Origin of the sequence: Fibrobacter sp. UWP2 (assembly GCF_900141705.1) — a bacterium.
Taxonomy (GTDB): Bacteria; Fibrobacterota; Fibrobacteria; order Fibrobacterales; family Fibrobacteraceae; genus Fibrobacter.
In genome coordinates this window covers 1-25,855 of sequence record NZ_FQYM01000003.1, presented here as the reverse complement: position 1 = coordinate 25,855, position 25,855 = coordinate 1, and the positions used below count along the sequence as shown (strand labels likewise).

Below are 25,855 nucleotides of genomic sequence, written 5' to 3'. Positions count from 1 at the left end.
AACTCAACTAAGGCAATAAATTGCCTAGTTTCGTATATCGCGACTGTCGTCGTTCAGGATGACGTCAGCGGGTTTTCGCGCCGTTCAAACGGTACGACTTTTCGCCGTCGCGGATAATCACGCTGTTGCGCTCCCTCTGAACGAAGGGAGCGTTTTTCTTTTGCGCATTTCCTGATGGGAGTGCACGCGGAGCAATAGATGATTTTACCCTATTATCTGAAATAAACGTTCCGATATAGATGCTTCTAGATGACTTCTCGTTCGCAAAAGCAACGCAATCATTGTATTTTTGCTCGTTGCAAACTCTCAAATACACCTGCATTGTACCCTGATAGCCGTCTACCTTGGTCTCGATTGAAATTTCATTGTTGCCGTCAAAGGTCATCACCGTATCGGCTCCCTTAATTTCGATTTTACGGCTATGCACATTCCTGAAATCAATGGAATCCGGAAGCTGAACGCCATAGCTATACAAATCAATGCCATAGGAATCATCGCGAGGATCAAGACCTACTACAATTTCCAGCGAAGCGTTCATCTTTCGCGTCAAGTTTCCAAAGCCCACATTCTGAATGCGGAGTTTCGCACGTAAAATTCCATCATCCCCAACCGTATCGCTCATCCACGATTCGCGCAGCACAAAACGGTAGCCCAAGTGGTCGTTGATGTACTTGAAGCCTGTAAGCGAATCGACTCGCGCTGGGTCGTAGTCAAAATCCTTCTGCTTGAATAGCGTCTTTTTCCAGCTGTCAATCAGGTTGTTGTTCCACTGAATATTCAGGTAGCTCGTGTGCGTGCGGAAGCCTTCGTACGCCAAGAATTCCGGCGTGTTGATGACCTGGTAATTCTCGGCCGTCGTGAGCGCCTCGCCACCGTATGGCGTGTTGATGCTGTACTTCTCGAGCCAAGCCACGCCCTCTTCGCGGCAGATGGATGTCGCACAGTCGGCGCCCCAGGTGCCGTAATCATACTGCGTTCCCAGATAGCCGTCGTTGAACATTCCCACGCGGTACATGGTGTCGCCCTTCGCCTTCGCAATTTCTTTGAACTTATCGCCGTCGATATTAAAATCAACACCCCAGTTGTCAAAGCCCAAAACTTTTGCCGAATAGTTACCCGTTCGCGTCAGGATTTTCAATTCGGGCGGAGTGTTACGCAGCATCAGGTTCGTCGCTTCGGCAACGCGATCGTAAGTGATGTTCGTATCGGAATGCATCTCGCCGTAGGCGCCGTGCATGCCCATCTCGAGCGCAACAATCACGTCGGTATTCTTCGAGAGCACCGGAGCCAACTGCTTCACATGCTTCAGCACCCACTCGTGATCCGGCGTCACGTTGCTACGGCCATTGTACCACGGATCGTAACAGATGCGCACAATTACGTGTCCGTCATTTTTGCGGATGTTGTCAAAAGTCTCCTGCAAAACATTCAGGGCGTCTTCAGTCAGGTCCTGGTTCTTGCCCCAAGTGGTATCCTTCCTGCCGCCGGTGGTGTCGATTCCTAGCCAGGCATGGCTACTGAATTCCGAAATTTCGGCGCGCAAATGCAACAGCCTGCTCCAAGGTTTTTCTATCGGCTTGCCGCCCGAGGGCTTGAGGTGCAACACCTGCGGCGTATAGAACCCGCGGTCAAAATTGTCAAGCGTCGCCATCGCATCGGTCGTGTCAATAGACTGTTTTACGAGACCAGCCGCAAAAAGCGGGGTCTGCAAGAGTGCGACACCGATTATAAACAAAAGACGGATATGGATTCTAGCCATATCCGTAATATATATTTTTCTCGGCAAATAGATCCTGCTCCTTCGAACCTAATTCAACTAACGCTCTAAAGAGCGAAGTTTCATATATCGATTCCGTGCTTCGCACTTCACTCAGGATGACACGGAGCCTGCCCTGAGCATAGCGAATGGGTGTCACTTATTATAAATCGCCTCGAGGGCGGCGGCCAGGTACGCAAGCGGAGCGTTCCAGTTGATGGCCACTTCGTTCGTCGCGTAGCTACAACGGTTGTCGATGTAAGCGAGCGCCGGCTTGTCGGAGGCGGCATAGTTCGGGCACTTCCAGCTTTCCTTGCCGTCGAGGTTGATGTCCTGCTTGCCCAGGTGCGGGCCACCCACGAGCATTCCCGGCACCGGATCGTCCACCATGTCGGATTCGCTCGGGCGGTGGTGCGGGTTGCGCGGGCTACGGTAACCGAATCCCGTCACGTACGTGATATCGTGCGGGTTCTTTCCGAGCAGGTAGTCCAGGCACTGTTGTGCGCCATCCAGATAGCTCTTGTCACCAGTGAGCAAGTAAGCGTGAACCAGCACCATGCCGTTGTTCGCCATCGCGCTATTGCTGCCCCAATTCCAGCTCCACGGGAAAGCGGGCAGGCGGTAGGCGCTCGTGTCGCCCACGGCACGCAAGTTGTTCGCCTCGTTCATCACGACCTTCTTCGCAGCGTCGACGAGTTCCTTTTCAAAGTCCGCGGAATCGAGCGCCACGCGGAACGCCGCAAGCATATTCACGTCACCCCACCAGGCGCCATTCGCGGTAAACGCGTTCGCCTTCAAGTCTTCCTGGTACTCCTTCTTCTTGGTCGCACGGAAAAGCTCCGCGGCAGCCCAGCGGAATTCATCCTTGCCGTTCTCGTCGCCGGGGGCGTAGCTTCCCGTCTGCACGTCGTAGGGCTGCTTGTAGAAAGCTTCCGGGTTCTTCTTGGCCCAAGCATAGGCCTTCTCTGCCGCCTTGAGCATCTTGTCGGCATACGCCTTGTCAATGCCCGCATACACAACGCTCGCCTGCGCCATCACGGCGGCAAAGTCAAGCGTCGCCGTCACGTTCTTGATAATCGCATAGCGCTGCGCCACGTCGTTCTCGGGCAGCACGCTACCGCTGAACTTGAGCGTCGACACCTTGTGATACACGCCGCCGTCCTTGTCCTGCATGGTGAGCATCCAGTCCAGGTTGTAACGCACCTCCTCGAGGAGCTCCGGATACTTCGGGAATTCGCGCGGGATGTTCCAATGAAGCGAATCCGCATACTTCGGGAAATGTTCGTAAATCTCGAGCAAGGTGAACACGGTAATGCCCGAGTTCACGATGTACTTGCCGTAGTCGCCGGCATCGTACCAGCCGCGCTGGGACTTGATTGCAGTTCCCTTGCCCTTGCCGCCGGTCGCCTTGTCGGTGCCGTAAACAATCACCTTGTCGTCCTTGTGGCCCGCGGCACGCGCCCACTTGCCCGCATACTGCGGCTCGAGCGCCATGCTGGAACGCTGGTAGTAGAACCACTTGAGGCTCGCCTTCACCAGGTCGTCATAGACGTTTTTCGCGACAACCATGGGAGTCCCAACGTATTCGCCACCACGGAACAGGCGGTAGGTACCGGGCTTCTTGACAGCAGAAATATCGAAAGTCTGTACTTCCTCGCCGCTGTAGTCCCATTCGTACACGTCGGGAGCCTTGAGCTTGAGCACCGTCTTTCCGGAAAGGTCGCGCACCTCGAGCCCGTTCGCGTCGTTTCCGGGGAAAACGACCGTCTTTTCGGCATCGGGGGCAAAACCCAGCTGGTTCATGAGGGGGGCTGCCCCGGCAGAAACCGCAAGCAGTGAAATGGCGGCAGGGACCGCCACACACATTCCAAAAACGCTTTTAAATGTATTCATGCCTAGAATATACTCTAAAATACGCCCACTCGGCGCCATTCAGCATTATATTCCGTTTTCTACAGGAAACAACGGCGTTTCCCTGTATACAGAAAAGCCGCAGCATCGTTCGCTGCGGCTCTCCTTCACAAGCTGGTTTATTCCAGGTGACCCGGAAACCGAATTACTTCTTGCTTCTGTGGCTGTTCTTGATCCACTCGGTCTTGTGGACTTCGGGGATGTCGTCCAGCAGGCGCAAGGTATGCGGTTCCGTGGTGTTGTCCAGCACTTCTGCCGGAGTACCCTGGTTCACAATCTTGCCGTCGTGCATAATGAAGATACGGTCCGAAACGTAGTTGGCAAGGCCAATGTCGTGAGTCACGAACACCACGGTCATCTTCAGCTCGTCTTTCAACTTGCGGAGGTAATCGAGGATGTTGGCGCGCACACAGGCGTCCACCATGGAGGTCGCTTCGTCAGCAATCAAGACCTTCGGGCGAAGGGCGAAAATACGGGCGAGCAACATACGCTGCATCTGACCACCAGAGAGTTCGAACGGGTACTTGCCTTCGATGTCGGCAGGCGTCACGTTCACAGCCAAAAGGCCTTCGTCCACGCGGCGACGGATTTCTTCCTTGGAGGGCTTGACCTTCAAAATGTTGAGGGCGTCCTCGAGCTGGCTTCTGATGGTGAAGAACTGGTTGAAGCAGCCAAACGGGTCCTGGAACACGGACTGAACTTCGTTCCAGTGGTCCTTCAAGTTCTTGATCTTGTGATCGCGGTAAAGGAACTGGCCGCGAGTCGGCTGGTACAGGCCCAGCATGATCTTGGCGAGCACGGACTTGCCGCAACCCGAGCCACCCACGATGGAGATGAACTCTTCGTCATAGATGTCAAAGGAAACATCCTTAACAGCGGTCTTCAAGCTCTTGCCGGCGCCAAAGTCCTTGCTGATGCGCTTGGCAGAAAACACAATGGGCTTATCACTTAGCATAATCGCACCTCACGTCACGATCGCCGACAATGCGGAGATTCTGGGTATTCTTCTTGCAATCCGGGCATGCCTTGCTGCAACGCGGGGCGAAGCGGCAGCCCACAATCTTGTTCTTGAGGCTCGGAGGAGCACCTTCGATAGCCACCGGGTGGCGGCCACGCTGGCTGGCCTCGGTACTGAGCATGGCGCCCATAAGAGCCTGGGTATACGGATGACGCGGATCCTTGACGACCTGTTCTGCCGTACCCTTTTCCACGAATTCACCGGCGTACATGATGGCGATATTGTCGGCCACGTGGTACAGCAGCGGAAGTTCGTGGGTAATGAAAATCATGGTGCTGAAGATGCCCTTGTCTAGCAAGTCAAAGATCATCTTGATCACTTCCTTCTGGGTCGAAACGTCCAGAGCGGAAGTCGGTTCGTCAGCAATCACCATCTGCGGGTTGAGCAAGGTGGAGATACCGATCACTGAACGCTGGCGTTCACCGGCGGTCAGCTGGATCGGGAAGCTGTTCAGCACACGCTTCGTGTCCATCCCGAACAAGTCGAAACGGTCGCAAAGACGGTCATAAATTTCCTTGTGGTCCAAAGCCTTGCCGGGCTGCTGGTGGGCGGCGATCACGTCGGCAGCAATATCCTTGATCTTGCGCACCGGGTTAAGAGCGTTAAACGCGCCCTGCGGGATCATGGAAACCTTCTGGGCGAGCACGTTCCTGCGAACATCCTCAATGGAACGGTTCATAAGGGATTCCATCTTGTCGCCGTTCTTCACGCGAACGTCGCTCTTGCCTTCGGGATAGAGCGGCGGGATGCACATGCCCATAAGGCCGCTCACCAAGGTGGACTTACCGCAGCCCGATTCACCGGCAATGCCCAGGATTTCGCCCTGCTTCATGGAGAACGAAACGTTGGTCACTGCGTGAGTCTTGTCGCCAAAACGGCCGAGGTAATAAAGGCTCAAGTTTTCTACTTCAAAAACATTTTCAGACATTTTATACCTCTTACTTGCGCAGACGCGGGTTAAAGACGCCTTCCATGGACGTGTTAATCAGGTAGAGGGCAAACACCGTAAGCGTAATGACGATGGTCGCCGGGATGAACGCAATCCAAATGGAGTCAGAAAGGGCACCGTTATCCTTGGCCTGGTTCAAAATGATACCGAGGCTCGTGGAATCCACAGGGCCGAGGCCAATCATGGAGATGGACGCTTCGGAGAGGATTCCCGAAGACACCTGCATGATGAACACCATGAACACGTACGAAAGCAGGTACGGGAGCACATGCTTGATGACGATGGTCAAGGTGCTTGCACCGTTGATACGGGCAAGGGCGATGTGGTCACGGCTACGGAGGGAAGAAGCCTGCGCACGAACAGCACGGGCAGACCAGCTCCAAGCGGTGAGACCGATGATAAGGCCAATCAAGGTGAGAGAGCGGCCATCCTTAACAGCGGAGCTGATAAGAACGAGAATCACGAACTGCGGAATCACGATGAAGATGTTAGTGAGCATGTTCAACACTTCGTCAATCCAGCCGCCGCGGAAACCGCCAAACAAACCGATGAGCACGCCGATGGTCGTCGCGATGATACCCGCAATAAACCCGACGTAGAGGGAAGAACGGAGACCCGCAATCAAAAGGGACACATAGTCACGGCCAAGGTGGTCGGTGCCAAGCAGGTGGTCTGCACTGGAACCGGCATAGGGGCCAGCCATGATGTCGCGGGCGTTAATATCCACACTGTAGAAGAGCGGTCCAAAGAGGGCAATCAACAGCGAAAGGACAAAGATCGATACACCGATGACAAACATCGGGGACTTGAGAAGGTTTCTTAAGAGTTTTCCCATGATTACTTACCTCCCATCTGGAGACCGGCCTTGACACGCGGGTCAAAGACTGCAATCAAAACGTCAACTGCAAAGTTTGCAACGAGCACGCAAGTAGAAATCATCAAGGTGCAGCCCTGGATGGTTGCGTAGTCGTTCTTTTGAATGGCATTAAGCATCGCCATGCCGAGACCCGGGTAGGAGAAGATCATTTCGGTAATAAGGGCACCACCCACCATCGCACCGAGGCTCTGAGCAAGACCCGTGAGCTGCGGGAGCATGGCGTTGCGGAACACATAGCTAATGATCTTGCCTTCCTTAAGGCCGAGCCACTTGGCGTACTTCATGTAGTCGGTGCCGAGTTCGTAAATGGACATGGAGCGCATACCCGTTGCCTGACCCGAAAGAAGAATCGGGAACACCGAGAAGAACGGGAGGATGTAATACCAGCCCACACTCTTGATGCAGGCCCAGGAGAACGTCAGCTCGGGAATATCGGAGCTGTAGGCGCCCATGGCGGGGAACCAGCCGAGAGTGATGGAGAAAAGGGCCACCAAAAGCATACCGAACACGAAGAACGGCACACCGTTCAGGAACATGGCCACCGGGAAGAACACCTTGTCAAACACGCCGCGCTTGTAAGCGGCAAAGGCGCCAAGGAGGTTACCGATGATCCAGCCGAGGATGATGGTCGGGGCCTGGATGAGGAGCGTCCACGGGAGGGACTTCTTGATGATGTCGGTGACAGGCTCACTCGTAGAGAAGCTGCGGCCGAGATCGCCGTGGAACACGTTAAGAATGTAGGAGCCAAACTGCGAAAGCGCAGAGGAGAGCTTCGGGTCGGTCTTAAGCACAGCCTGGTCCACCATGACGGTGTCTTGGTGTTCTGCCTGGACTGTTTCCATGACGGGAACCTGTTCGACCTTCGCGACCTTCTTCTTGGTCTTCGGGTCTTTTTCCATCACAGGCTTGCCCTTGGCATCGAGCACCGGCTTTTCTTCGAACACCGGGTTGCCGGCTTCGTCGACCTTCTGGCGTTCAACCATCTTGGGAGAGCCGTCTTCGTTCACTTCCTTGACAGTCTTCATCACCGGGGCACCGTTCTCGTCGAGTTTCGCGACGCGAACAGTCTTCATCTGGCCGTTCTCGTCCACTTCCGGTTCATAAATCACATTGCCCTGTTCGTCGAGTTCGGCCATGCCGAAGGACTTCAGGAGTTCGGCCTTCTTCGCCTGGGCTTCAGTCGGAGAAAGGCCCTTGCCCGCTTGACCCATAATGATGTCGACCGGGTTGTTGTCGCCAAGACGCGGCAACGCAAAGTTGAGTGCCACTGCGCAGACGAAGGTCAGCAAGTACCAGAACGCCTTCTGCAGGACATATCGTAGCATAGGATATTGTTTAAGCATTTGTTAATCCTTCATCCTTTATTTAGCAAGCTTCAAATTCCAAAGGGTCTTGGTGCCCGAAGCCACCCACGGCAGCTGAGCCGGAGCGTAGGGGTTTTCGGCAGTCGGCCAGTTGGTCCAAACGCGGTCGCTGAATTCGTAGAACTGTTCCGGCAGGTAGACGAGCGGAATCGACGGCTGGTCTTCCATAAAGATCTTGTTCAGTTCACGGTAGGACTTGGCGATTTCAGCAGAGTCGGTCATCAGCGGGATGGCGTTCAACAGTTGGTCCACTTCCGGACGGAATTCCGGAGTGCCCGGCTGGTTGTAACGGCCGATGTTCACGCCGGCCCAGGCGCCAAGCGGCTGCCAGTCACGGCTGGCCATCACCTCGTTGAAGCGGCTCCACGGGAGAGACGGAGTCACGTCGGCGACGGGCTTGTGCATCACGAGGTCAAAGTTGCCAAGGCCCATGGCCGGCCAGTAGGAACCGCCGTCCACAAAGCCTTCACGAATGTCGATGCCCGCCTTGCGCATGCCTTCGACGGCGATGGTCACAATGGCTTCCCAGTCGGTCCAACCGGTCGGGCTCGTAATGTAGAGCGTCGGGAGCTTTTCTCCCTTGGCGTTTTCCATGTGGTCCAGAGTGCCGTCATCCTTCCAAACCGACTTGAAGCCGGCGTCGGAGAGCATCTGCTTCACCGTGTTCAATCGTTCGGCCTCATCGCTAATGCCAAGATTCACACCGTACTTGGCGCAGTCGGCGTCGTCAATGTACTTGCCTTCGAGAACCGTGGGCATAATGAGCCCCGGCTTAATCTGCGAGGTGTAGTTCGACACGGCGAACTGGCGGAGGGCGTTGTAGTCAATGGCGGTAGCCAAGGCACGGCGGAAGCGCTTGTCGTTGAGCGGTTCCTTCATCGTGTTGATGATCATCATCGGCATGGCGCCCGGCAGGTAGTACGGCGGTTCGTTCAGCCAAGTGTGAACGCCGGCGCCTGTCTTGCGGTTGATGCGCGGGATGTAGCTCTGGGAAGCGTCCAGGTTGCCTTCACGCATGGCGATGGTGTTGTGCTCGTTGTTTTTGTAAATCGGGTGAACAATGTACTTCGGAGCCGGGAGCTTGCCATCGTGAAGGGCGGCATTGCCCCAGTAGTCGTCGCGGCGTTCCAAAATGATCTTGTTCGGGTCGGCGCTGCGGAGATTGTACGGACCGCTCACGATCGGGGTACGGTAGTACTTGCCGTTGAGCATGCTGATCTGGGAAGCCGGCATACCTTCGATGCTTGCGAGTTCCTCGGAATCCATCAGGAGTTTCTTGACTTCGTCCTTGGAGCCCTTTTCCTCAATGAGCTTGGCAAACACGTGGGCCGGCACAATGCGGATGGCCTGCAAAAGGTCACGCACCGAGAGCGGGTTGTTGCGCTGCGCCTTGTTCACAATGAACGAAAGGCGTTCGCCCTTCATCTGCTTCGGGGCGGCGGTCTGAGCGGAGTCCTGGGCTGCCGGTTCGGCGTAGAGTGTATCCACGTGGATAGCCGAAATCTGTTCGCTCGTGTTGATGGCGCCGTTCGTGAAAATGAACTTCACGTCGTCGGAGACGACCGGCTTGCCGTCGCTCCACTTGGCAGCGGGATTCAAGTCAATGACAATGCTGTCGTTGTTCGAAAGTTCAGCAACAAGAGTTCCCAACAACGGCTCGATTTCGCCCGTGAGGGAATTGTACGTAATCAACGGTTCGTAAACCAGGTTGAAACGTCCGCCAATCGGCCAAGCGGCCATCCAGCTTTCGGCCAGCGGGTTAAAAGTAGCAGGAGCGTCATTCTGCTGCCCAGACAAATAAAGCGTTTCTTGACGCGGAAGGGATCCGCCGGCAAGGCCATCGTCAGATGCGCTTCCACATCCAAAAAGGGCCGCCGATGCCGAAAGCGCTACTGCGGTCTTGGCAATCGTTTTCAATCCAATCATTGGTATCCTCTTATTATAAGCCGATTTACGGCTTTTGATGAAAAATCAAAACTTAATATAGATTATTCCAAAAAAAATGATTTCATTTAATAAAAAAAACCGATACGTGCGTATATACAGTGGGATTCGGCACCGGATGTTTAAAAATTTTTACCAAAAATCTTCTTTTTGTGGGGTTTTCCTGTTATTCCAAGCCCTCCGGACCGGCCGCCCGCCACACAAACAGGCATCCCGGCAGAGCCCTCCCCTTAAACGCTGCGACGGCAGACGGGAGTTCTGCGCCCGGCCCCAAAAAGCAACTTGCATCAAATTACAGATAAACTCACTCCCACAAACTGCAAAAAATTTGTCTATACAAAAGAAGCGTCCCTTGATAGGGACGCCTCTTTCAGTAATTCTAATGGTTTAAGAAATTACTTTTTGCAAGCCTTCTTGCAGCCGCACTTCTTGGCAGCAGGAGCGGCCTTGCAAGCCTTGCGCGGGTCACCGGCGTACACGGCAGCCTTGCCGAGTTCTTCTTCGATGCGGAGGAGGCGGTTGTACTTGCAAACGCGGTCCGTACGGGAGAGAGAACCAGTCTTGATCTGGCCAGCGGCAGTACCGACGGCGAGGTCAGCAATGAAGGTGTCTTCGGTTTCGCCAGAGCGGTGAGAAACGATCGGAGCATAGCCTTCGTTCTGAGCGCGCTTGATGGCAGCGAGAGTTTCGGACACGGAACCCACCTGGTTCACCTTGATGAGGATAGCGTTGGCGATGCCAGCCTTGATGCCTTCGTCGAAGATGGTCGGGTTGGTAACGAACAGGTCGTCACCCACGAGGTTGATCTTGCCACCGAGCTTGTCGGTCATGACCTTCCAGCCAGCCCAGTCAGCTTCATCGAGACCGTCTTCAATGGAGAAGATGGAGTACTTGTCGATGAGCTTTTCGTAGAGCTTCACCATGTCGGCAGACTTGACAGTCTTCTTGGTGCTCTTCTTGAAGGTGTAGGTTTCCGGCTTGCCCTTCTTGGTGTTCTTGTCGCAGAATTCAGAAGAAGCAACGTCGAGAGCGATCTTGATGTCGGAACCGAACTTGTAACCGGCCTTTTCAGTAGCGGTCTTGAGGGCGGCGAGAGCCTTTTCGAGGGTCATCACGTCCTTGATTTCGTAACCGAACTTGTTCTTGGCGGGCTTGATAGCAACGCCCGGAGCAAAGCCACCTTCGTCACCGACGGTGGTGTCGAAGCCACCGTTCTTCAGCACGGACTTGAGGGCGTGGAAGATTTCGGTGACCATCTGGAGGCCCTTGGAGAACGTCTTGGCGCCAACCGGGGCGATCATGAATTCCTGGAAGTCGATCGGAGCGGAGGAGTGAGCACCGCCGTTGATCACGTTGCACATCGGGCACGGGAGCGTGAGCTTCTTGGTGCCATGGAGCTTGGCGATGTACTGGTAGAGAGGCATCTTGGCGTCGTTAGCAGCGGCGCAGCAGACAGCCATGGAAACGCCGAGGATGGCGTTTGCACCGAGGGTGTTCTTGAGCATGCGGTTGCCGTCGAGAGCGATCATGGCGTCGTCGACTTCGGTCTGCTTGGCCGGGTCCATGCCGATGATCTTCTTGGCGATCTTGGTGTTCACGTTCTTCACAGCAGTGAGCGTGCCCTTGCCGCAGTAGGTCTTCTTGTCGCCGTCGCGGAGTTCGCAAGCTTCGCGTTCGCCGGTAGAAGCACCGCTCGGGACAGCAGCGTGACCCTTCACGCCGTTTTCGAGGGTAACATCAACTTCGAGAGAGGGATTGCCGCGAGAGTCGAGGATCTGGCGGGCAACAACGGATTTAATTTTAGAAGCCATTTTTTAGCCTTTTGGTTTAGTGTGAAATTTTGTGCTGTAAATATAGGAATTTCGTCTTCAGTCCTTCAAGCACCTAATGGAAAAACCTTCATCCTTGCGATCATAGGACGACTTAGATTCCATTGAATCGACGAGCATGTACCACATCCACGCATATACATTAGGTTTGGGCGTCCCTAGTTGGTCTATTGTCCAAAAAATCGTCTGGTCCATAAATTTCAAATAGGACGGCCACAATGTTGATGCCGTATCGTCCATAGTACGATATCCATATCCCCCTAAAAAAGCCCCGAATGAAAATTCATCTATATACTCATTCGAATTATATTGCAACGATGCGTTTAATTTATGAGCTAAACTCAAAAAGAGGTTACCCGACTTACCACAATCGCGTACATATTTAGACAATTGTTCGAACTCAGCAACGCTCGGAATGTGGAAACCCTCAGGGCAAATACCTCTATATGGTTCTTCTACTTGATTACAAAGCTTTTCAACACCACATTCATCTTCGGTCCGTCCCATAGCCGATGCCCAAGTATATAGCCGTCCATATTGGCTACAATTTTTTTCATCATTATCAAAGCAACCACTGTTATGAGCCTTAAAGACAAGATTTTCTGAAAGCCAAACCTGTTCCCCTATACGAACCGTCCCATAAATATGTCCATCACGATTATCCCTTATCTCGCCTTTTTCACATTCCGCCCGACAGACCAAATTCTCTTGCGAAGCTCCATCAAGCTCTTTAACATCACCGATATTGCTGCTGGAAACGTCGCCACAGGCCGCAAGCAGAAATGTAGCAGCAACGATGGCTAGAGATTGCTTCGCGACGGCTTTCAGCCTGCTCGCAATGACACGCTTCTTGAATCCCATGATAAAACCCCATTTGTTTATTTTAAATGTAAAAATAACAGAAAAGGCTCGCTTTTGTAAGCGAGCCCTTCCTCTAGGATAATTCTGTGCTAGTTCGTAAGAATTAGAAACGGAAGTGGGCGAAAGCCTTGTTGGCTTCGGCCATCTTGTGCGTGTCGTTCTTCTTGCGGACGGCGTTGCCTTCACCGGCCTTGGCAGCAACGAGTTCAGCGGCAAGGCGAGTAGCCATGTTCGGTTCGTTGCGGTTACGGGCAGCATCGAGCAACCAACGGAGAGCCAAAGCCTTGGCACGGTCCGGAGCCACTTCCATCGGCACCTGGTAGTTGGCACCACCAATACGACGGGACTTGACTTCGAGGCGCGGCTTGATGTTTTCAAGGCAGGCTTCAAACTTTTCGAGGGCAGTTTCTTTGCCTTCGACCTTCTTGTCGAGTTCTTCGAGAGCAGTGTAGACGATCTGTTCGGCGATGGTCTTCTTGCCCTGCTTAAGGACAACACCGACGAGTTCGGTAACGAGAGTAGACTTGTAACGCGGATCCGGGAGGATGGAGCGATGGAGGGCCTTTCTTCTTCTAGACATATTTTACCACCTTACTTCTTTGCCGGAGCGGCACCTTTCTTTTTAACACCATACTTGGAACGGGCGTTCTGACGGCCGTTGACGGCCTGAGTATCGAGAGCGCCACGAATGATGTGGTAACGAACACCCGGAACGTCCTTCACACGACCACCGCGGATGAGCACGATGGAGTGTTCCTGAAGGTTGTGGCCTTCGCCGGGGATGTAAGCAGTCACTTCCATCTTGTTGGAAAGGCGCACACGGGCAATCTTACGAAGAGCGGAGTTCGGCTTCTTCGGGGTGCTGGTGTACACACGGGTGCAAACGCCACGCTTTTGCGGGCAGGACTTCAAGGCCACGGAAGCGGTCTTGTTGCTGATCTGTTCACGTCCGTTACGGACGAGCTGTTGAATAGTTGGCACTGTTAATCTCCTAGATTTTGGAGTGCAAATATAGTTTTTTTCCCAATTATTTCAAGTACTTACGCAAATTATTCCGCTTCTTCCTCGTCAGAGACGCCGATTTCGTTATCCAGCATCTGGATGCCGCTATCGACTTCAGAATATTCTGCATGTACGTTTTGCAAACGAGCGCGTTCCTCTGCCTCGGCATCGGCATCGAGCACCTGAACGTTCCTCAGGTGGCGGGCACCGGTACCGCACGGAATCAGTCGACCCATAATCACGTTCTCCTTGAGGCCCATGAGCGGGTCCACCTGCCCTTCGATAGAAGCGCGGGTAAGGATCTTGGTCGTTTCCTGGAACGAGCAGGCAGAGATGAAGCTGTCTGTCGCGAGGGAAGCCTTCGTGATACCAAGGAGCATCGGCGTGAAGGTCGCCGGCGTCTTGCCCTGAGCTACGAGCTTGTCGTTCTCGGCGCGGAGACGTGCCTTGGAGATTTCTTCGCCCGGGAGCAGTTCAGAATCGCCGGAATCCTTTACCTTCACCTTACGCATCATCTGGCGAACGATGCATTCGATGTGCTTATCTGCGATAGCCACACCTTGCAGGCGGTACACAGCCTGGATTTCGTTAACCAGGTGGCGCTGGACCTCTTCAGGTCCGAGGATTGTCAGGATGTCGTGCGGGTCTGCACTGCCTTCGCTGATCTTTTGACCAGCGCGGACACGGTCACCTTCGTTGACCGCCAAGTGGACGCCACGCGGAACCAGCACCTTCGCTTCTTGGTCGTCCATCTTGATAATAACTTCTTGGTTGCCGCGGACTTCGTTGCCCATGACGATAAGACCGTCCATCGGGGCGAGCACGGCAGTATTCTTCGGCCTACGGGCTTCGAAGAGTTCTGCCACACGCGGAAGACCACCGGTAATGTCGCGGGTCTTACCGGCTGCACGCGGGAGCTTGGCCACCGTGGAACCGATAGAAACGGCATCGCCGTCCTTGACCGTAAGGATGGCACCATCCGGAAGCATGGAGTTACCCACCTTGTTGCCGGAAGCGTCGAGCACCGTGATAGCCGGACGGAGCTGCTTGGTGCTGCTGCCGTGCTTTTCGCTAATCACAATCCAAGTCTCGACGTCGGTGTTTTCGTCCTTTTCGATACGGAATGTCTTGTTTTCAACGAGGTCGACGAGCTTGACCTTACCGGCCACGTTGGTAATGATCGGGCTGTTATACGGATCCCATTCGAACATCACATCGCCGGTCTTGACGGTAGCGTTGTTCTCGACGTGCAAAATGGCGCCGTACGGAATCTGGTAACGTCCCTTGTTAATGCCTGTATTGTCGAAGATGACCAATTCGCCCATACGGCTGGTGACCACCTTCTGGCCTTCATGAAGCACGGTCTCGACCTGTTCGAGTTCCACGCGGCCATCGACCAGAGCCTTCTTGTTGTTTTCAACAGTCAAACGGCTAGAGGCACCACCGATGTGGAACGTACGGAGGGTCAGCTGCGTACCCGGTTCACCGATGGACTGCGCAGCGAGCACACCCACGGCTTCACCCAAGTCAACCGGGCGACCGGAAGCCAGCATACGGCCGTAGCACTTGGAGCAAACGCCCGTGCGGGATTCGCAAGTAAGCACAGAACGCATCTTGATGTGTTCAAGACCAGTGGCACTGATCTTCGGGAGGTCGCGTTCGGTCACGAGTTCGCCGGCCTTCACAATCACTTCGCCCGTCACCGGGTGCTTGATGTCTTCAACCGGAGCACGACCGAGCAAACGTTCTTCCAAAGGAATCACGGTGTCGTCACCGTCCTTGAATGCGGAAACTTCGATACCATTCGTCGTGCCGCAGTCGGGCTCGGTAATCACGAGATCCTGACCCACGTCAACGAGACGACGAGTCAAGTAACCAGCGTCAGCCGTCTTAAGAGCGGTATCGGCAAGACCCTTACGAGCACCGTGAGACGAGATGAAGTATTCCATCACGTTCAAGCCTTCGCGGAAGCAGGACTTAATCGGGTTCTCGATAACTTCCTGACCACCGAGCTGCTTAATCGGTTTCTGCATCAGACCGCGCATACCGGAGAGCTGCATAATCTGCTGGCGGCTACCACGAGCGCCAGAGTCGGCCATCATGTAAACAGGGTTGAAACCATCGCGGTCGTGACTCAGCAAATCCCACTGCTTGGCAGCGACATCGGCAGTAGTCTTGGACCACACGTCAATAATCTGGTTATAACGTTCACCGTCGGTAATGACACCGTCTTCGTAAAGGCTGCGGATTTCGTTGACCTTTTCGGTGGCGGCATCAAGCATGGCCTGCTTCTCTTCGGGGATCACCATTTCGGCGATAGCCACAGAAGAACCAGCGCGCGTTGCCCACTTGTAACCGTTCGCCTTGAGGTCGTCGAGGTAATCCACAGTCACGCGGTTGCCGGTACGGCGGTAGAGATCGTCAATGGACTTGGCGATGACCTTCTTGCCGAAGGTTTCGTTGGCGTAGCCAAGTTCATTCGGAACAAATTCGTTGAAGATGATACGGCCAACCGTCGTCTTGATGACATTCGAGTCCTTCAAGGTGAGGAACTTGACCTTTTCACCGGCCTTGACGTTCACTTCGATGTTGCCGTTATCGTCAGCCATTTCGCGAACGCAGGTGCAATCCTTCTCGAGAGCGCCCATGTAGATCTTGCGGCCAGCCTCGAGCTTGAGGTAAACATTCGCATTCAAGTCGACAACGCCGTTTTCGTAAGCGCGAACCGCTTCGGCAGCATCGAAGAAGTGCATGCCCTCGCCCTTGCGACCCGGACGCGGCTTGGTGAGGTAGTAAAGACCAAGCACAATGTCCTGACCCGGCACAGCAATCGGCTGACCAGAGGCGGGGTGGAGAATGTTGTTGGAAGACAGCATCAAAACGCGGCATTCGAGCTGGGTCTCGAAGCTGAGCGGAAGGTGCACAGCCATCTGGTCACCGTCGAAGTCCGCGTTGAAAGCGGTACAGACGAGCGGGTGCAGACGGATTGCATTACCTTCGATGAGCTTCGGGTAGAAAGCCTGAATACCCAGGCGGTGAAGCGTCGGAGCACGGTTCAGCATCACCGGATGGTCTTCGATAATTTCTTCGAGAATGTCCCAAACTTCGGGACGTTCGGCGTCCACATACTTCTTTGCGGACTTGAGCGTGTACACAATACCGTCTTCTTCCAAGCGCTGGATAATGAACGGCTTGTACAGTTCGAGAGCCATGCGCTTCGGGAGACCGCACTGGTGCATCTTGAGTTCCGGGCCCACCACAATGACGGAACGTCCGGAGTAGTCAACACGCTTACCGAGGAGGTTCATACGGAAGCGACCCTGCTTGCCCTTGAGGAGCTCGGCGAGGCTCTTTTGCGGACGAGACGTGCCAGAACGGGCCACGCGACGGCCGCCGTCGAACAACTGGTCGACAGCTTCTTGCAACATGCGCTTTTCGTTGCAGAGAATCACATTAGGGGCACGGATGTCAATGAGCTTTTTCAAACGGTTATTACGGTTAATAACGCGACGATAAAGTTCGTTCAAATCGGACGTGGCAAAGCGGCCGCCTTCGAGCGGAACGAGCGGGCGCAGGTCCGGCGGAATCACCGGAAGCACGTCGAGAATCATCCAAGACGGCTGATTCGCAAGCAGGCGAACTTCGTTCGGGTACTTGCGACGGAATTCTTCAAAGGCGTCGGCCAGCACAAAGTCATCGTGCTTGGACTCGTAATCGGCCTTGAATTCGGCGACAGCTTCGGCGAGGCCCTTGAGCCAAGCCTTGCCGGAATCGCGGGAACCGTCCGGATTGTTGTAGTAGCTACGGAAGCTTTCCATCTGGGACTTGCGGAAAGCGTCCACAATCTTCAAACGCTTGATGGCCTCGTCGACCTTGGTGCGGGACTTGGAAGTCGCCTGCAGGCGGAGGTCGGCAGAGAGCTTGGCCAAGTCGATGCGGTCAAGCAACTGCTTGATGGCAGAGGCGCCCATCTTGGCGTCGAACTTACGGTCTTCGGCGACGAGGTCCTGGTAGGTAGCCTCGTCAATGAGGGAATTCTCTTCGAGGTCGGTATCGCCCTTGTCGATCACCACGTAACGTTCGTAGTAAATGACCTGTTCCAGTTCCTTGGTATTGATGCCGAGGAGGGCACCAATGACGCACGGCTGGTTACGGACGAACCAGATGTGAGCGAGAGGAATCGCAAGTTCAATGTGGCCCATGCGTTCGCGACGCACCTTGGAGTGTGTCACTTCGACGCCGCAACGGTCACAGATAACGCCCTTGTAGCGCACGCGCTTGAACTTGCCGCAATTGCATTCCCAGTTCTTGACCGGTCCAAAGATCTTTTCGCAGAAAAGGCCATCCTTCTCGGGCTTGAAGGAACGATAGTTGATCGTTTCCGGCTTGGTGACTTCACCGTAAGACCAGTAACGGATCAGGTCCGGAGCGGCAAGATGAATCGAAATGTCGCCAGAATTTTCTTGAATTTCCATCATTTCTTCGGACATATTACTTATCTCCAGTGGTCTCGATGTCAAGACCCAAAGAATGAACTTCGCGAATCATAACGTTGAAGGACTCGGGGATACCCGGCTTCGGAGTGTTCTTGCCATGGACAATGGCGTCGTACACCTGAGAACGTCCCTGCACATCGTCACTCTTGACGGTGAGGAGTTCCTGCAGCGTGTAGGCCGCACCGTAAGCTTCCATGGCCCACACTTCCATTTCACCAAAGCGCTGACCACCGAACTGGCTCTTACCGCCGAGCGGCTGCTGCGTCACGAGGGCGTAGCTGCCGATAGAACGGGCGTGGATCTTGTCGTCCACCAAGTGACCGAGCTTGAGGTAGTACATGTAACCGATGGTCACCGGGTTCAAGAAGGCTTCACCGGTCTTGCCGTCATAGAGCTTGGCCTTACCGATGATCTTGTTGTTTTCCGGATCCATTTCGTAGTTCACAATCGGGTTCTTCTGGTAAGCCTTTTCGAGTTCCTTGCAGATATCCTCGAACTTGGCACCATCGAACACCGGCGTAGAAACCTTGAAACCGAGGGTCTTGGCAGCCCAGCCTAAGTGCACTTCGAGCACCTGACCGATGTTCATACGGGAAGGCACGCCCATCGGGTTCAAAAGAATCTGAAGCGGACGACCGTCTTCGGTGAACGGCATGTCTTCGACCGGAACGATCTTGGAGACGACGCCCTTGTTACCGTGACGACCAGCCATCTTGTCACCGATAGAGAGGCAACGCTTCTTGGCGATGTAGACCTTGACGCTCTTCAAAACGCCCGGCTTGAGTTCGTCGCCCTTCGTCACCTTGTCAATTTCCTTTTCCATGGTGCGAGTGAGGGTGTCCAGGTTGTCGCGTGCAACGAGCACGAGCGAGAGCACCTGTTCCTGGAGTTCGTCGTCGCCGACCACGAAGGTGGAGGCGGGAGAAACCTTGGTCACGTCGATCAGGGCGAGGTTCTGTTCGTTGTAAATCTGGCCTTCGCGAACAAGGAGTTCGTGAGTTTCGTTGTCCATCACCTTGCCAGCGGCCTTGCCACCAAGGAGTTCGAACAAGTGCTCACGGCAAGATTCCTTGATCTTGTCAATCTGAATCTGGAAGTTGGAACGAATTTCTTCGATGGTTTCCTGATCCTTTTCCTTGCTCTTCTTGTCGGCCTTGTCCTTCTTGCTGAATACGCGGGTTTCGAGCACAACGCCCTTCATTCCCGGAGGAGCCTTGAGGGAGGAGTCGCGCACATCGCCGGCCTTTTCGCCAAAGATAGCGCGGAGCAAACGTTCTTCCGGAGAGAGTTCGGTTTCGCCCTTCGGGGTAACCTTACCCACGAGGATGTCATCAGGACCGACTTCGGCACCCACGCGGATCACGCCATTCTCGTCGAGGTTGCGAAGCGCATCTTCACCGACGTTCGGGATTTCGCGAGTGAGTTCCTCGGGGCCGCGCTTAGTGTCGCGGACTTCGAGTTCGTATTCTTCGATGTGGATCGAAGTGAAGGTGTCCTTGATAGCGAGTTCTTCGGAAATAATAACGGCGTCTTCGTAGTTGTAACCATTCCACGGGAGGAAGCCGATCAAAATGTTCTTACCCAAAGCGAGTTCACCGTGGTCGGTCGAGACACCGTCGGCCAGCACATCTCCAGCCTTGACGAAGTCACCCACGTTCACGATGGGCTTTTGGTTAATGCAGGAATCCTGGTTGCTGCGTTCGAACTTGCGGAGAACGTATTCGTCAATCGGGTCCTTGCCCAAGAATTCATAGTTTTCGCCGAGACCCGTCAACTGTTCAAAGTTGCCGTTCACCATTTTACCGCGAAGGACCGTGATGTTGCGGGCGTCGACGAAGGTCACCTTACCGTCGTGCTTAGCGCGGACCACGGTACCCGAGTCGAGTGCGGCACGGCGTTCGAGGCCGGTACCCACCACAGGGGCTTCGGCACGAAGCAAAGGCACAGCCTGGCGCTGCATGTTGGAGCCCATCAAGGCACGGTTGGCGTCGTCGTGTTCAAGGAACGGGATGAGGCCAGCGGCCACAGACACAATCTGCATCGGGGCCACGTCCATGAGGTCGATGTGTTCCACATCTTTGTCGCCGATTTCGATGCTGTCTTGACGGAGCACGTGCGGGTATTCGCTCTTGTCGCGAACAATCACGTATTCTTCCTTGAAGCGGTTGTCGTCGGTGAGTTCGGTCGAGGCCGGAGCCACCTTGAACTCATCTTCTTCGTCGGCGGTGAGGTAGGTGATAAAGTCAGAAACAACCTGTTCCACGGACTTGTTCACTTGTACGTAATCGGCCTTGCCATTGAAGTCTTCGAGAACAGAACCGTTCTTGACGAAAATGGTTTCGTCGCTAGCGGTAATCACCTGGAAGATCTTGTTCACAAAGCTGTCGAACAATTCGCGCTGGCGATTGTCGAGGTTCATGCGGACAGAGTCCATTTCCTTGTTCGTGAGCTCGAGCTGCACAAACAGGTGCGGGTCATGCACAAAGCCCTTGAAAACGCCAAAGTGCCACTTCTCTTCGGGGAACTTGACCACATTGCCTTGGGCATCCTTAAAATCGACAAGGCCCACAATGCGGTACGGGGTTTCAATGAAACCAAAATGGTTCACCACGGCGTACGAGGCAAGGGAGTTAATAAGACCGATGTTCGGACCTTCCGGAGTTTCGATCGGGCACAAACGACCATAATGGGTGTAGTGCACGTCACGGACTTCGAAGCCCGCACGTTCACGGGAAAGGCCACCGGGGCCAAGAGCAGAGAGACGACGCTTGTGAGTGAGCTCAGAAAGCGGGTTCATCTGGTCCATGAACTGAGAAAGCTGGCTGGAGCCAAAGAAGGCCTGGACCACAGAAGACACCATACGGGTGTTCACGAGGTCACGAGGAGTCGTCTGTTCATCGTCATTGTGGAGCGACAGATTTTCGCGAATCACACGGCTCATGCGGCTAAGGCCAACAGAAATCTGGTTGGCAAGAAGTTCACCCACAGAGCGGGTGCGACGGTTGCCCAAGTGGTCGATGTCGTCAAGCTGGTAACCTTCGTCACCATTGTAGAGGCCGACCATGTACTCGATAATGGCAAGGAAGTCCGTCTTGGTCATCGTCATGTGCGTGAGAGACGGAATCTTGAAATCGGTCAGGTTGAAGCGTTCGGCGATTTCTTTGAGCAAGGAAACCATGGACTGGCTGTAGACCTTGGCGTTCAAGCGGTAACGACCCACTTCGCCGAGATCGTACTTACGCGGGTCATTGAGGAAGAGCCCGTCAAAGTAATTTTCGGCAGCCTGCAGGTTCGGAGCTTCGTCCTGCTGCTGGTGCGTCACAGAGTAAATGGAGCGGAGCGCTTCTTCGCGAGAACGGGTCTTATCAGCAGCGAGCGTGTAGTGGATAAGGAGGTTCTCTTCTTCCTTCGAAAGGAGCACAATCTTTTCGACGCTGCTTTCGCGGAGGCGTTCGAGCTTCTTGTCGTCAATGACAGTGTTGGCTTCGACAATAACTTCACCGGTAGATTCGTCGACAACGTCATTGAAAATAATGCGGTCAATGAGGACGCATACGCCGTCGTCATTGAACTTTTCAGCTTCTTCTGCAACGTTAACTTCTTCAGTCTTCTTGTAGAAGAGGTTCAAAATATCTTGGGTGGTCTCAAAACCGATGCTGCGAAGCATTGCCGTCGCGGCAATCTTCTTTTTGCGGTCGATGATGAGGTAAAGGATGTCGCCTTCGGTATTGAATTCAACCCAGGCACCGCGGTGCGGGATAATGCGGCTCTTGTAGTCAGAGCGGCCGTTGGGCTGGAGTTCTTCGTCGAAGCTCACACCGTAAGAGCGGTGCAACTGCGAAACAACAACGCGTTCGGCGCCGTTCACAATGAACGTGCCGTTTTCGGTCATAATGGGAAGCTCGCAGATCAAAACGTCGTTCTTGACTTCTTCCTTGAGCTTGGTGTCTTCGCCGTCCTTTTCAAAAACGCGAAGGGCGAGTGTCGCGTAGAGCTCCATAGAATAAGTGAGCCCGCGTTCGCGGCATTCAGGGATGCTGTATTTCGGGATGCCAAAAGAATACTTTTCGTATTCAAGGGAGAAAAGTCCGTTGGGATCCGTGATCGGGAAAATGTCCTGGAAAACGCGTTCCAGCCCGACCTTCAATCTCTTTTCTTGAGGAATGTCCTTTTGAAGGAATTGCTCGTAGGAAGCCTTCTGGACTTCGATCAAGTACGGAAGTTCCAGTTGGAACCTGTTGGAGGAATAGCTTTTTCGCTCCGTAGTCATTAGAAATACCTCATCCGGTGAGAAGAGCCTTGTTCAGTAAAAAACACCAAAAGCCCGCACTCGCGTGCAGGCGATTGGTAAAGAAAATTCATCGATGCAAAAGCATTACTTAAGAGTAACCTTTGCTCCGATTTCTTCGAGTTTCTTCTTAAGAGCTTCGGCGTCAGCCTTCGGAGCAGCTTCCTTGATGACGCTGCCGGCGGTTTCGACGAACTTCTTAGCTTCACCCAGGCCAAGACCGGTGATAGCGCGAACTTCCTTAAGAACGGCCATCTTCTTGTCGGCAGGCGGGACTTCCGCGAGCACGACGTCGAATTCAGTCTTTTCTTCAGCAGGAGCTGCTGCAGCGGCTGCCATTACGACAGCACCACCGGCGGCGGCTTCAATGCCGTGGGTTTCCTTGAGATAGTCAGCCAAAGCCTTAGCTTCGAGAAGGGTAAGACCAACGATTTGATCGCCCAGTGCCTTGATATCAGTTGCCATGATGTGTTTCTCCGATTATTCCGTTTAAAATTTTTGGTTTGTGGTTTGTTGTTAAGCTTCCGTTGCAGGAGCAGCTTCTGCTGCTTCAGGGGCTGCATCGGAACCCGATTCTTTTTCCAGCTTCTCCTGGAGGGTCTTGATTTGACCGGCAATCGTGGAGCCAGGTCCGAGAGCGATGGAGACGATCTGAGCGATCATGCCCTTACGATCCGGGATCTTGGAGAGGTTCACGACTTCGGAGCCAGGCATCGGCTTACCATCAAGGTAAATGCTCTTGGCGACCAAGAAATCAGGGTTTGCTTTGTGGAATGCTTCAATTTCGCGAGCGGGCAGAAGCGGATCTTCTTCGAAGCCAACCATCACAGAAGTTGCGCCGGTCAGCATTTCGTCGAGACCTTCAACCTTGAGGGCGGCGAGCACGCGCTTGAGAAGAGTATTCTTCACAGCGTGGTACTTAACACCCTTTGCGGCGAGTGCCTTGCGGAGGGCATTGTCCTTTTCGACAGTGATGCCCTGGTAATTGAGCAGGTAGACGGCGGTAGCATCCTTGAAGGATTCAACGAGGGCGTCCACGGTCTGTTGTTTTTTAACTACAGCTTTCATGGTATCTCCTATCGTGTCAGTGCCATATCAAGTTTGATGCCCGGGGCCATCGTAGCCGTCAATGTGAGGCTCTTGATGTAAGTGCCCTTAGAAGATTGCGGCTTGTTCTTCACCACGGAGTCAATCACAGACTGGGCGTTTTCAGCCAGCTGGTCGACCGTGAAGGAGAGCTTGCCTACGGGGGCGTGAACGTTGGAGCCCTTGTCGACGCGGTACTGGATTTTACCAGCCTTGAGTTCCTTGACGGTCTGGGCGACGTTGACGGTCACCGTACCAGCCTTGGGGCTCGGCATCATACCACGAGGACCGAGGACACGAGCCACCTTACTAATCACCGGCATCATGTCGGGAGTAGCAACGACGGCGTCAAAGTCCAGCCAGCCTTCCTGAATCTTCTGAACCAAGTCGGCACCACCAGCGTAGTCTGCGCCCGCGTTCTGTGCAACTTCAATGTTATTGTCCTTGCAGAACACGAGAACGCGGACCTTACGACCGGTACCATGCGGAAGCACGACAGTGCCACGAACCACTTGGTCGGAATGTTTTGGGTCCACACCGAGATTGAAGTGCACTTCGACCGTCTGGTCGAACTTCAATTCGGACTTTTTAAGAATTTCGATTGCTTCCTTCAAACCATACGCTTGGTTACGGTCAAAAGATTCGGCAATCTTTTTGTATTTTTTTCCTCTGAACATGGTGTTTCCTGTCAGATACGTAACGGTGAATTACCTGCCTCAGTCAGCTACTTCAACGCCCATGGAACGAGCAGTGCCCGCCACCATGCGCATAGCAGCTTCGAGGTCGATTGTGTTTAGATCCGGCATCTTCTTTTGGGCGATTTCCTGGATCTGGGCCTTGGTGATCTTGGCAACCTTCTTACGGTTGGGTTCACCAGAACCACTCTCAATGCCGACGGCCTTCTTGATGAGGACCGGAACCGGCGGAACCTTCGTGATGAAGGTAAAGCTCTTATCGGCGTAGACAGTAATGACCACCGGGGTAAGCATACCCTTGGCGTCTTGAGTCTTAGCGTTAAATTGCTTACAGAACTCCATGATGTTCACGCCCTTCTGACCAAGGGCGGGACCTACCGGAGGAGCCGGGTTTGCCGCGCCACCGGGGATTTGGAGTTTAATATAACCTGTGATTTTCTTTGCCACTGTGTTATCTCCGTTGCAAAAACCGTACTAACAATTAAGCGTCGGCGGACTCGACCTGGTTGAAGGCAAGTTCGACGGGCGTAGAACGACCGAAGACGGTGACCATGACCTTGATCTTGGTCTTGTCTTCCATGATTTCGTCTACGACGCCCACAAAGTCCTTGAAAGGACCTTCCTTGATGCGGACATTTTCGCCAATTTCGTACGGGATTTGGATCTCGCCTTCTGTAGAGCTTTCAGGACTAACTCCAAGAAGACGATCGACCTCGCTCTGTTGAAGCGGAATAGGAACACGAGAAGCGCGTGTCATTCCGGCGAAATGGGTGACGCCATTGATGGTCGACACCAGGTGCTGGGTGAGCTCGTCCAGCTCCATTTCAATAACGATATAAGCAGGAAACAAGAGTTGGGTCGTTGTACGACGACGACCGCGAACGGTGCTTACCACTTCGCGGGTCGGTACGATAATCTGACCAAACTTGTCTTGAACACCTTCGCGTTCAATCATCTGCTCGATGTGCTTCTTAATGTTGTTTTCTTGGCCCGAAAAAGTATGGATGGCGTACCAACGTTTCATAGTACTAGTTCCCCATAATCTTGTCGACGATCCAAGAGAGACCAACATCAAGACCGGCAATATACAATCCCATGATGACACTGAAAAGCATCACAACAAGAGTGGATCCTTTGAGTTCTTCCCAAGTAGGCCAAGTGACCTTTTTCAATTCTTGGATGGACTCCTTGACATATTGCTGAATCTTACGCATGATGACTCCGGAATTTGAGCAGGTCGGGAGGGACTCGAACCCCCAACCAACGGTTTTGGAGACCGTGACTCTACCAATTGAGCTACCGACCTATTCAGAATCCTTACTTGGTTTCCTTGTGAACGGTATGCTTGCGGCAGAACGGGCAGTACTTCTTATATTCCACGCGGGAAGGATGAAGACGCTTGTTCTTGTCGCAGTCATAGTTGCGCTGATTGCATTCGGTGCATTCAAGCGTGATGAGTTCTCTAGGCATTTTTAATCCCGATTACTTGATGATTTCAGTTACGGAACCAGCACCAACCGTGCGGCCACCTTCGCGGATAGCGAAGCGGAGCTGCTTTTCCATGGCGATCGGGGCGATCAGGTTCACGTGGATGGTCACGGTGTCACCCGGAGTAACCATTTCGACACCTTCCGGGAGCTGGATGGTACCAGTCACGTCGGTGGTGCGGAAGTAGAACTGCGGGCGGTAGCCGTTCATGAACGGCGTGTGGCGGCCACCTTCGTCCTTCGTGAGGACGTAGATCTCGGCCTTGAATTCGGTGTGCGGAGTCACGGACTT

General features: G+C 53.8%; 20 protein-coding genes, 1 tRNA gene and 1 pseudogene. All 22 read right to left on the bottom strand.

Going from position 1 to position 25,855, the window contains the following annotated elements:
* Positions 1–64 precede the first annotated feature (64 nt).
* Entirely contained in the window at positions 65–1,759 is a 1,695-nt protein-coding gene (locus BUB55_RS02770) for a DUF4832 domain-containing protein (protein WP_073188027.1), read from the bottom strand.
* Positions 1,760–1,912: 153 nt separating this feature from the next.
* Positions 1,913–3,649, bottom strand: a complete 1,737-nt coding sequence (locus BUB55_RS02765; RefSeq protein ID WP_234971773.1) for a glycoside hydrolase family 9 protein — start codon at positions 3,647–3,649, stop codon at positions 1,913–1,915.
* Between the two features lie 163 nt (positions 3,650–3,812).
* Entirely contained in the window at positions 3,813–4,622 is an 810-nt protein-coding gene (locus BUB55_RS02760) for an ABC transporter ATP-binding protein (protein ID WP_073188023.1), read from the bottom strand.
* Positions 4,612–5,613, bottom strand: a complete 1,002-nt coding sequence (locus BUB55_RS02755) for an ABC transporter ATP-binding protein (RefSeq protein ID WP_073188022.1) — start codon at positions 5,611–5,613, stop codon at positions 4,612–4,614. The genes BUB55_RS02760 and BUB55_RS02755 overlap by 11 nt, the downstream gene beginning before the upstream one ends.
* Before the next feature lie 10 nt (positions 5,614–5,623).
* Positions 5,624–6,469 (bottom strand): ABC transporter permease, encoded by an 846-nt coding sequence (locus BUB55_RS02750; RefSeq protein ID WP_073188020.1) that lies wholly within the window; start codon positions 6,467–6,469, stop codon positions 5,624–5,626.
* A 2-nt stretch (positions 6,470–6,471) separates the two neighbouring features.
* Complete coding sequence (locus tag BUB55_RS02745; RefSeq protein WP_234971772.1) at positions 6,472–7,836, bottom strand: ABC transporter permease; 1,365 nt, start codon at positions 7,834–7,836, stop codon at positions 6,472–6,474.
* Between the two features lie 36 nt (positions 7,837–7,872).
* Positions 7,873–9,801 (bottom strand): ABC transporter substrate-binding protein, encoded by a 1,929-nt coding sequence (locus BUB55_RS02740; RefSeq protein ID WP_073188017.1) that lies wholly within the window; start codon positions 9,799–9,801, stop codon positions 7,873–7,875.
* A gap of 413 nt (positions 9,802–10,214) precedes the next feature.
* Positions 10,215–11,630, bottom strand: a complete 1,416-nt coding sequence (gene eno / locus BUB55_RS02735; RefSeq protein ID WP_073188015.1) for a phosphopyruvate hydratase — start codon at positions 11,628–11,630, stop codon at positions 10,215–10,217.
* Positions 11,631–11,687: 57 nt separating this feature from the next.
* On the bottom strand, positions 11,688–12,509 hold the full coding sequence (locus BUB55_RS02730) for an FISUMP domain-containing protein (RefSeq protein WP_073188013.1): 822 nt from the start codon (positions 12,507–12,509) through the stop codon (positions 11,688–11,690).
* Between the two features lie 103 nt (positions 12,510–12,612).
* Positions 12,613–13,089 (bottom strand): 30S ribosomal protein S7, encoded by a 477-nt coding sequence (gene rpsG / locus BUB55_RS02725; protein ID WP_073188012.1) that lies wholly within the window; start codon positions 13,087–13,089, stop codon positions 12,613–12,615.
* Between the two features lie 11 nt (positions 13,090–13,100).
* The gene (rpsL, locus tag BUB55_RS02720) at positions 13,101–13,490 is read right to left on the bottom strand and encodes a 30S ribosomal protein S12 (protein WP_073188010.1); all 390 of its coding nucleotides are present in this window, start codon (positions 13,488–13,490) and stop codon (positions 13,101–13,103) included.
* Between the two features lie 68 nt (positions 13,491–13,558).
* A complete protein-coding gene (gene rpoC, locus BUB55_RS02715; protein ID WP_073188008.1) occupies positions 13,559–18,001 on the bottom strand; it encodes a DNA-directed RNA polymerase subunit beta' in 4,443 nt (1,480 codons plus the stop codon).
* Between the two features lies 1 nt (position 18,002).
* Positions 18,003–22,277, bottom strand: a complete 4,275-nt coding sequence (gene rpoB, locus BUB55_RS02710) for a DNA-directed RNA polymerase subunit beta (RefSeq protein WP_073188006.1) — start codon at positions 22,275–22,277, stop codon at positions 18,003–18,005.
* A gap of 105 nt (positions 22,278–22,382) precedes the next feature.
* Entirely contained in the window at positions 22,383–22,760 is a 378-nt protein-coding gene (rplL, locus tag BUB55_RS02705) for a 50S ribosomal protein L7/L12 (protein ID WP_073188005.1), read from the bottom strand.
* Between the two features lie 51 nt (positions 22,761–22,811).
* On the bottom strand, positions 22,812–23,363 hold the full coding sequence (gene rplJ / locus BUB55_RS02700) for a 50S ribosomal protein L10 (RefSeq protein ID WP_073188003.1): 552 nt from the start codon (positions 23,361–23,363) through the stop codon (positions 22,812–22,814).
* 8 nt (positions 23,364–23,371) lie between these two features.
* Positions 23,372–24,058 (bottom strand): 50S ribosomal protein L1, encoded by a 687-nt coding sequence (gene rplA, locus BUB55_RS02695; protein ID WP_073188001.1) that lies wholly within the window; start codon positions 24,056–24,058, stop codon positions 23,372–23,374.
* Between the two features lie 39 nt (positions 24,059–24,097).
* Positions 24,098–24,523 carry a 50S ribosomal protein L11 gene (rplK, locus tag BUB55_RS02690; RefSeq protein ID WP_073188000.1) on the bottom strand — a complete coding sequence of 142 codons (426 nt, stop codon included), beginning with the start codon at positions 24,521–24,523 and terminating at the stop codon, positions 24,098–24,100.
* Between the two features lie 34 nt (positions 24,524–24,557).
* Positions 24,558–25,100 carry a transcription termination/antitermination protein NusG gene (gene nusG / locus BUB55_RS02685; RefSeq protein WP_083596842.1) on the bottom strand — a complete coding sequence of 181 codons (543 nt, stop codon included), beginning with the start codon at positions 25,098–25,100 and terminating at the stop codon, positions 24,558–24,560.
* A gap of 4 nt (positions 25,101–25,104) precedes the next feature.
* Positions 25,105–25,290 (bottom strand): preprotein translocase subunit SecE, encoded by a 186-nt coding sequence (gene secE / locus BUB55_RS02680; RefSeq protein ID WP_073187996.1) that lies wholly within the window; start codon positions 25,288–25,290, stop codon positions 25,105–25,107.
* Positions 25,291–25,309: 19 nt separating this feature from the next.
* Positions 25,310–25,382 (bottom strand) — tRNA-Trp (locus BUB55_RS02675).
* 11 nt (positions 25,383–25,393) lie between these two features.
* Entirely contained in the window at positions 25,394–25,546 is a 153-nt protein-coding gene (rpmG, locus tag BUB55_RS02670; protein ID WP_072801172.1) for a 50S ribosomal protein L33, read from the bottom strand.
* A 12-nt stretch (positions 25,547–25,558) separates the two neighbouring features.
* Positions 25,559–25,855 (bottom strand): annotated as a pseudogene (gene tuf, locus BUB55_RS02665) (elongation factor Tu); the annotation flags it as partial.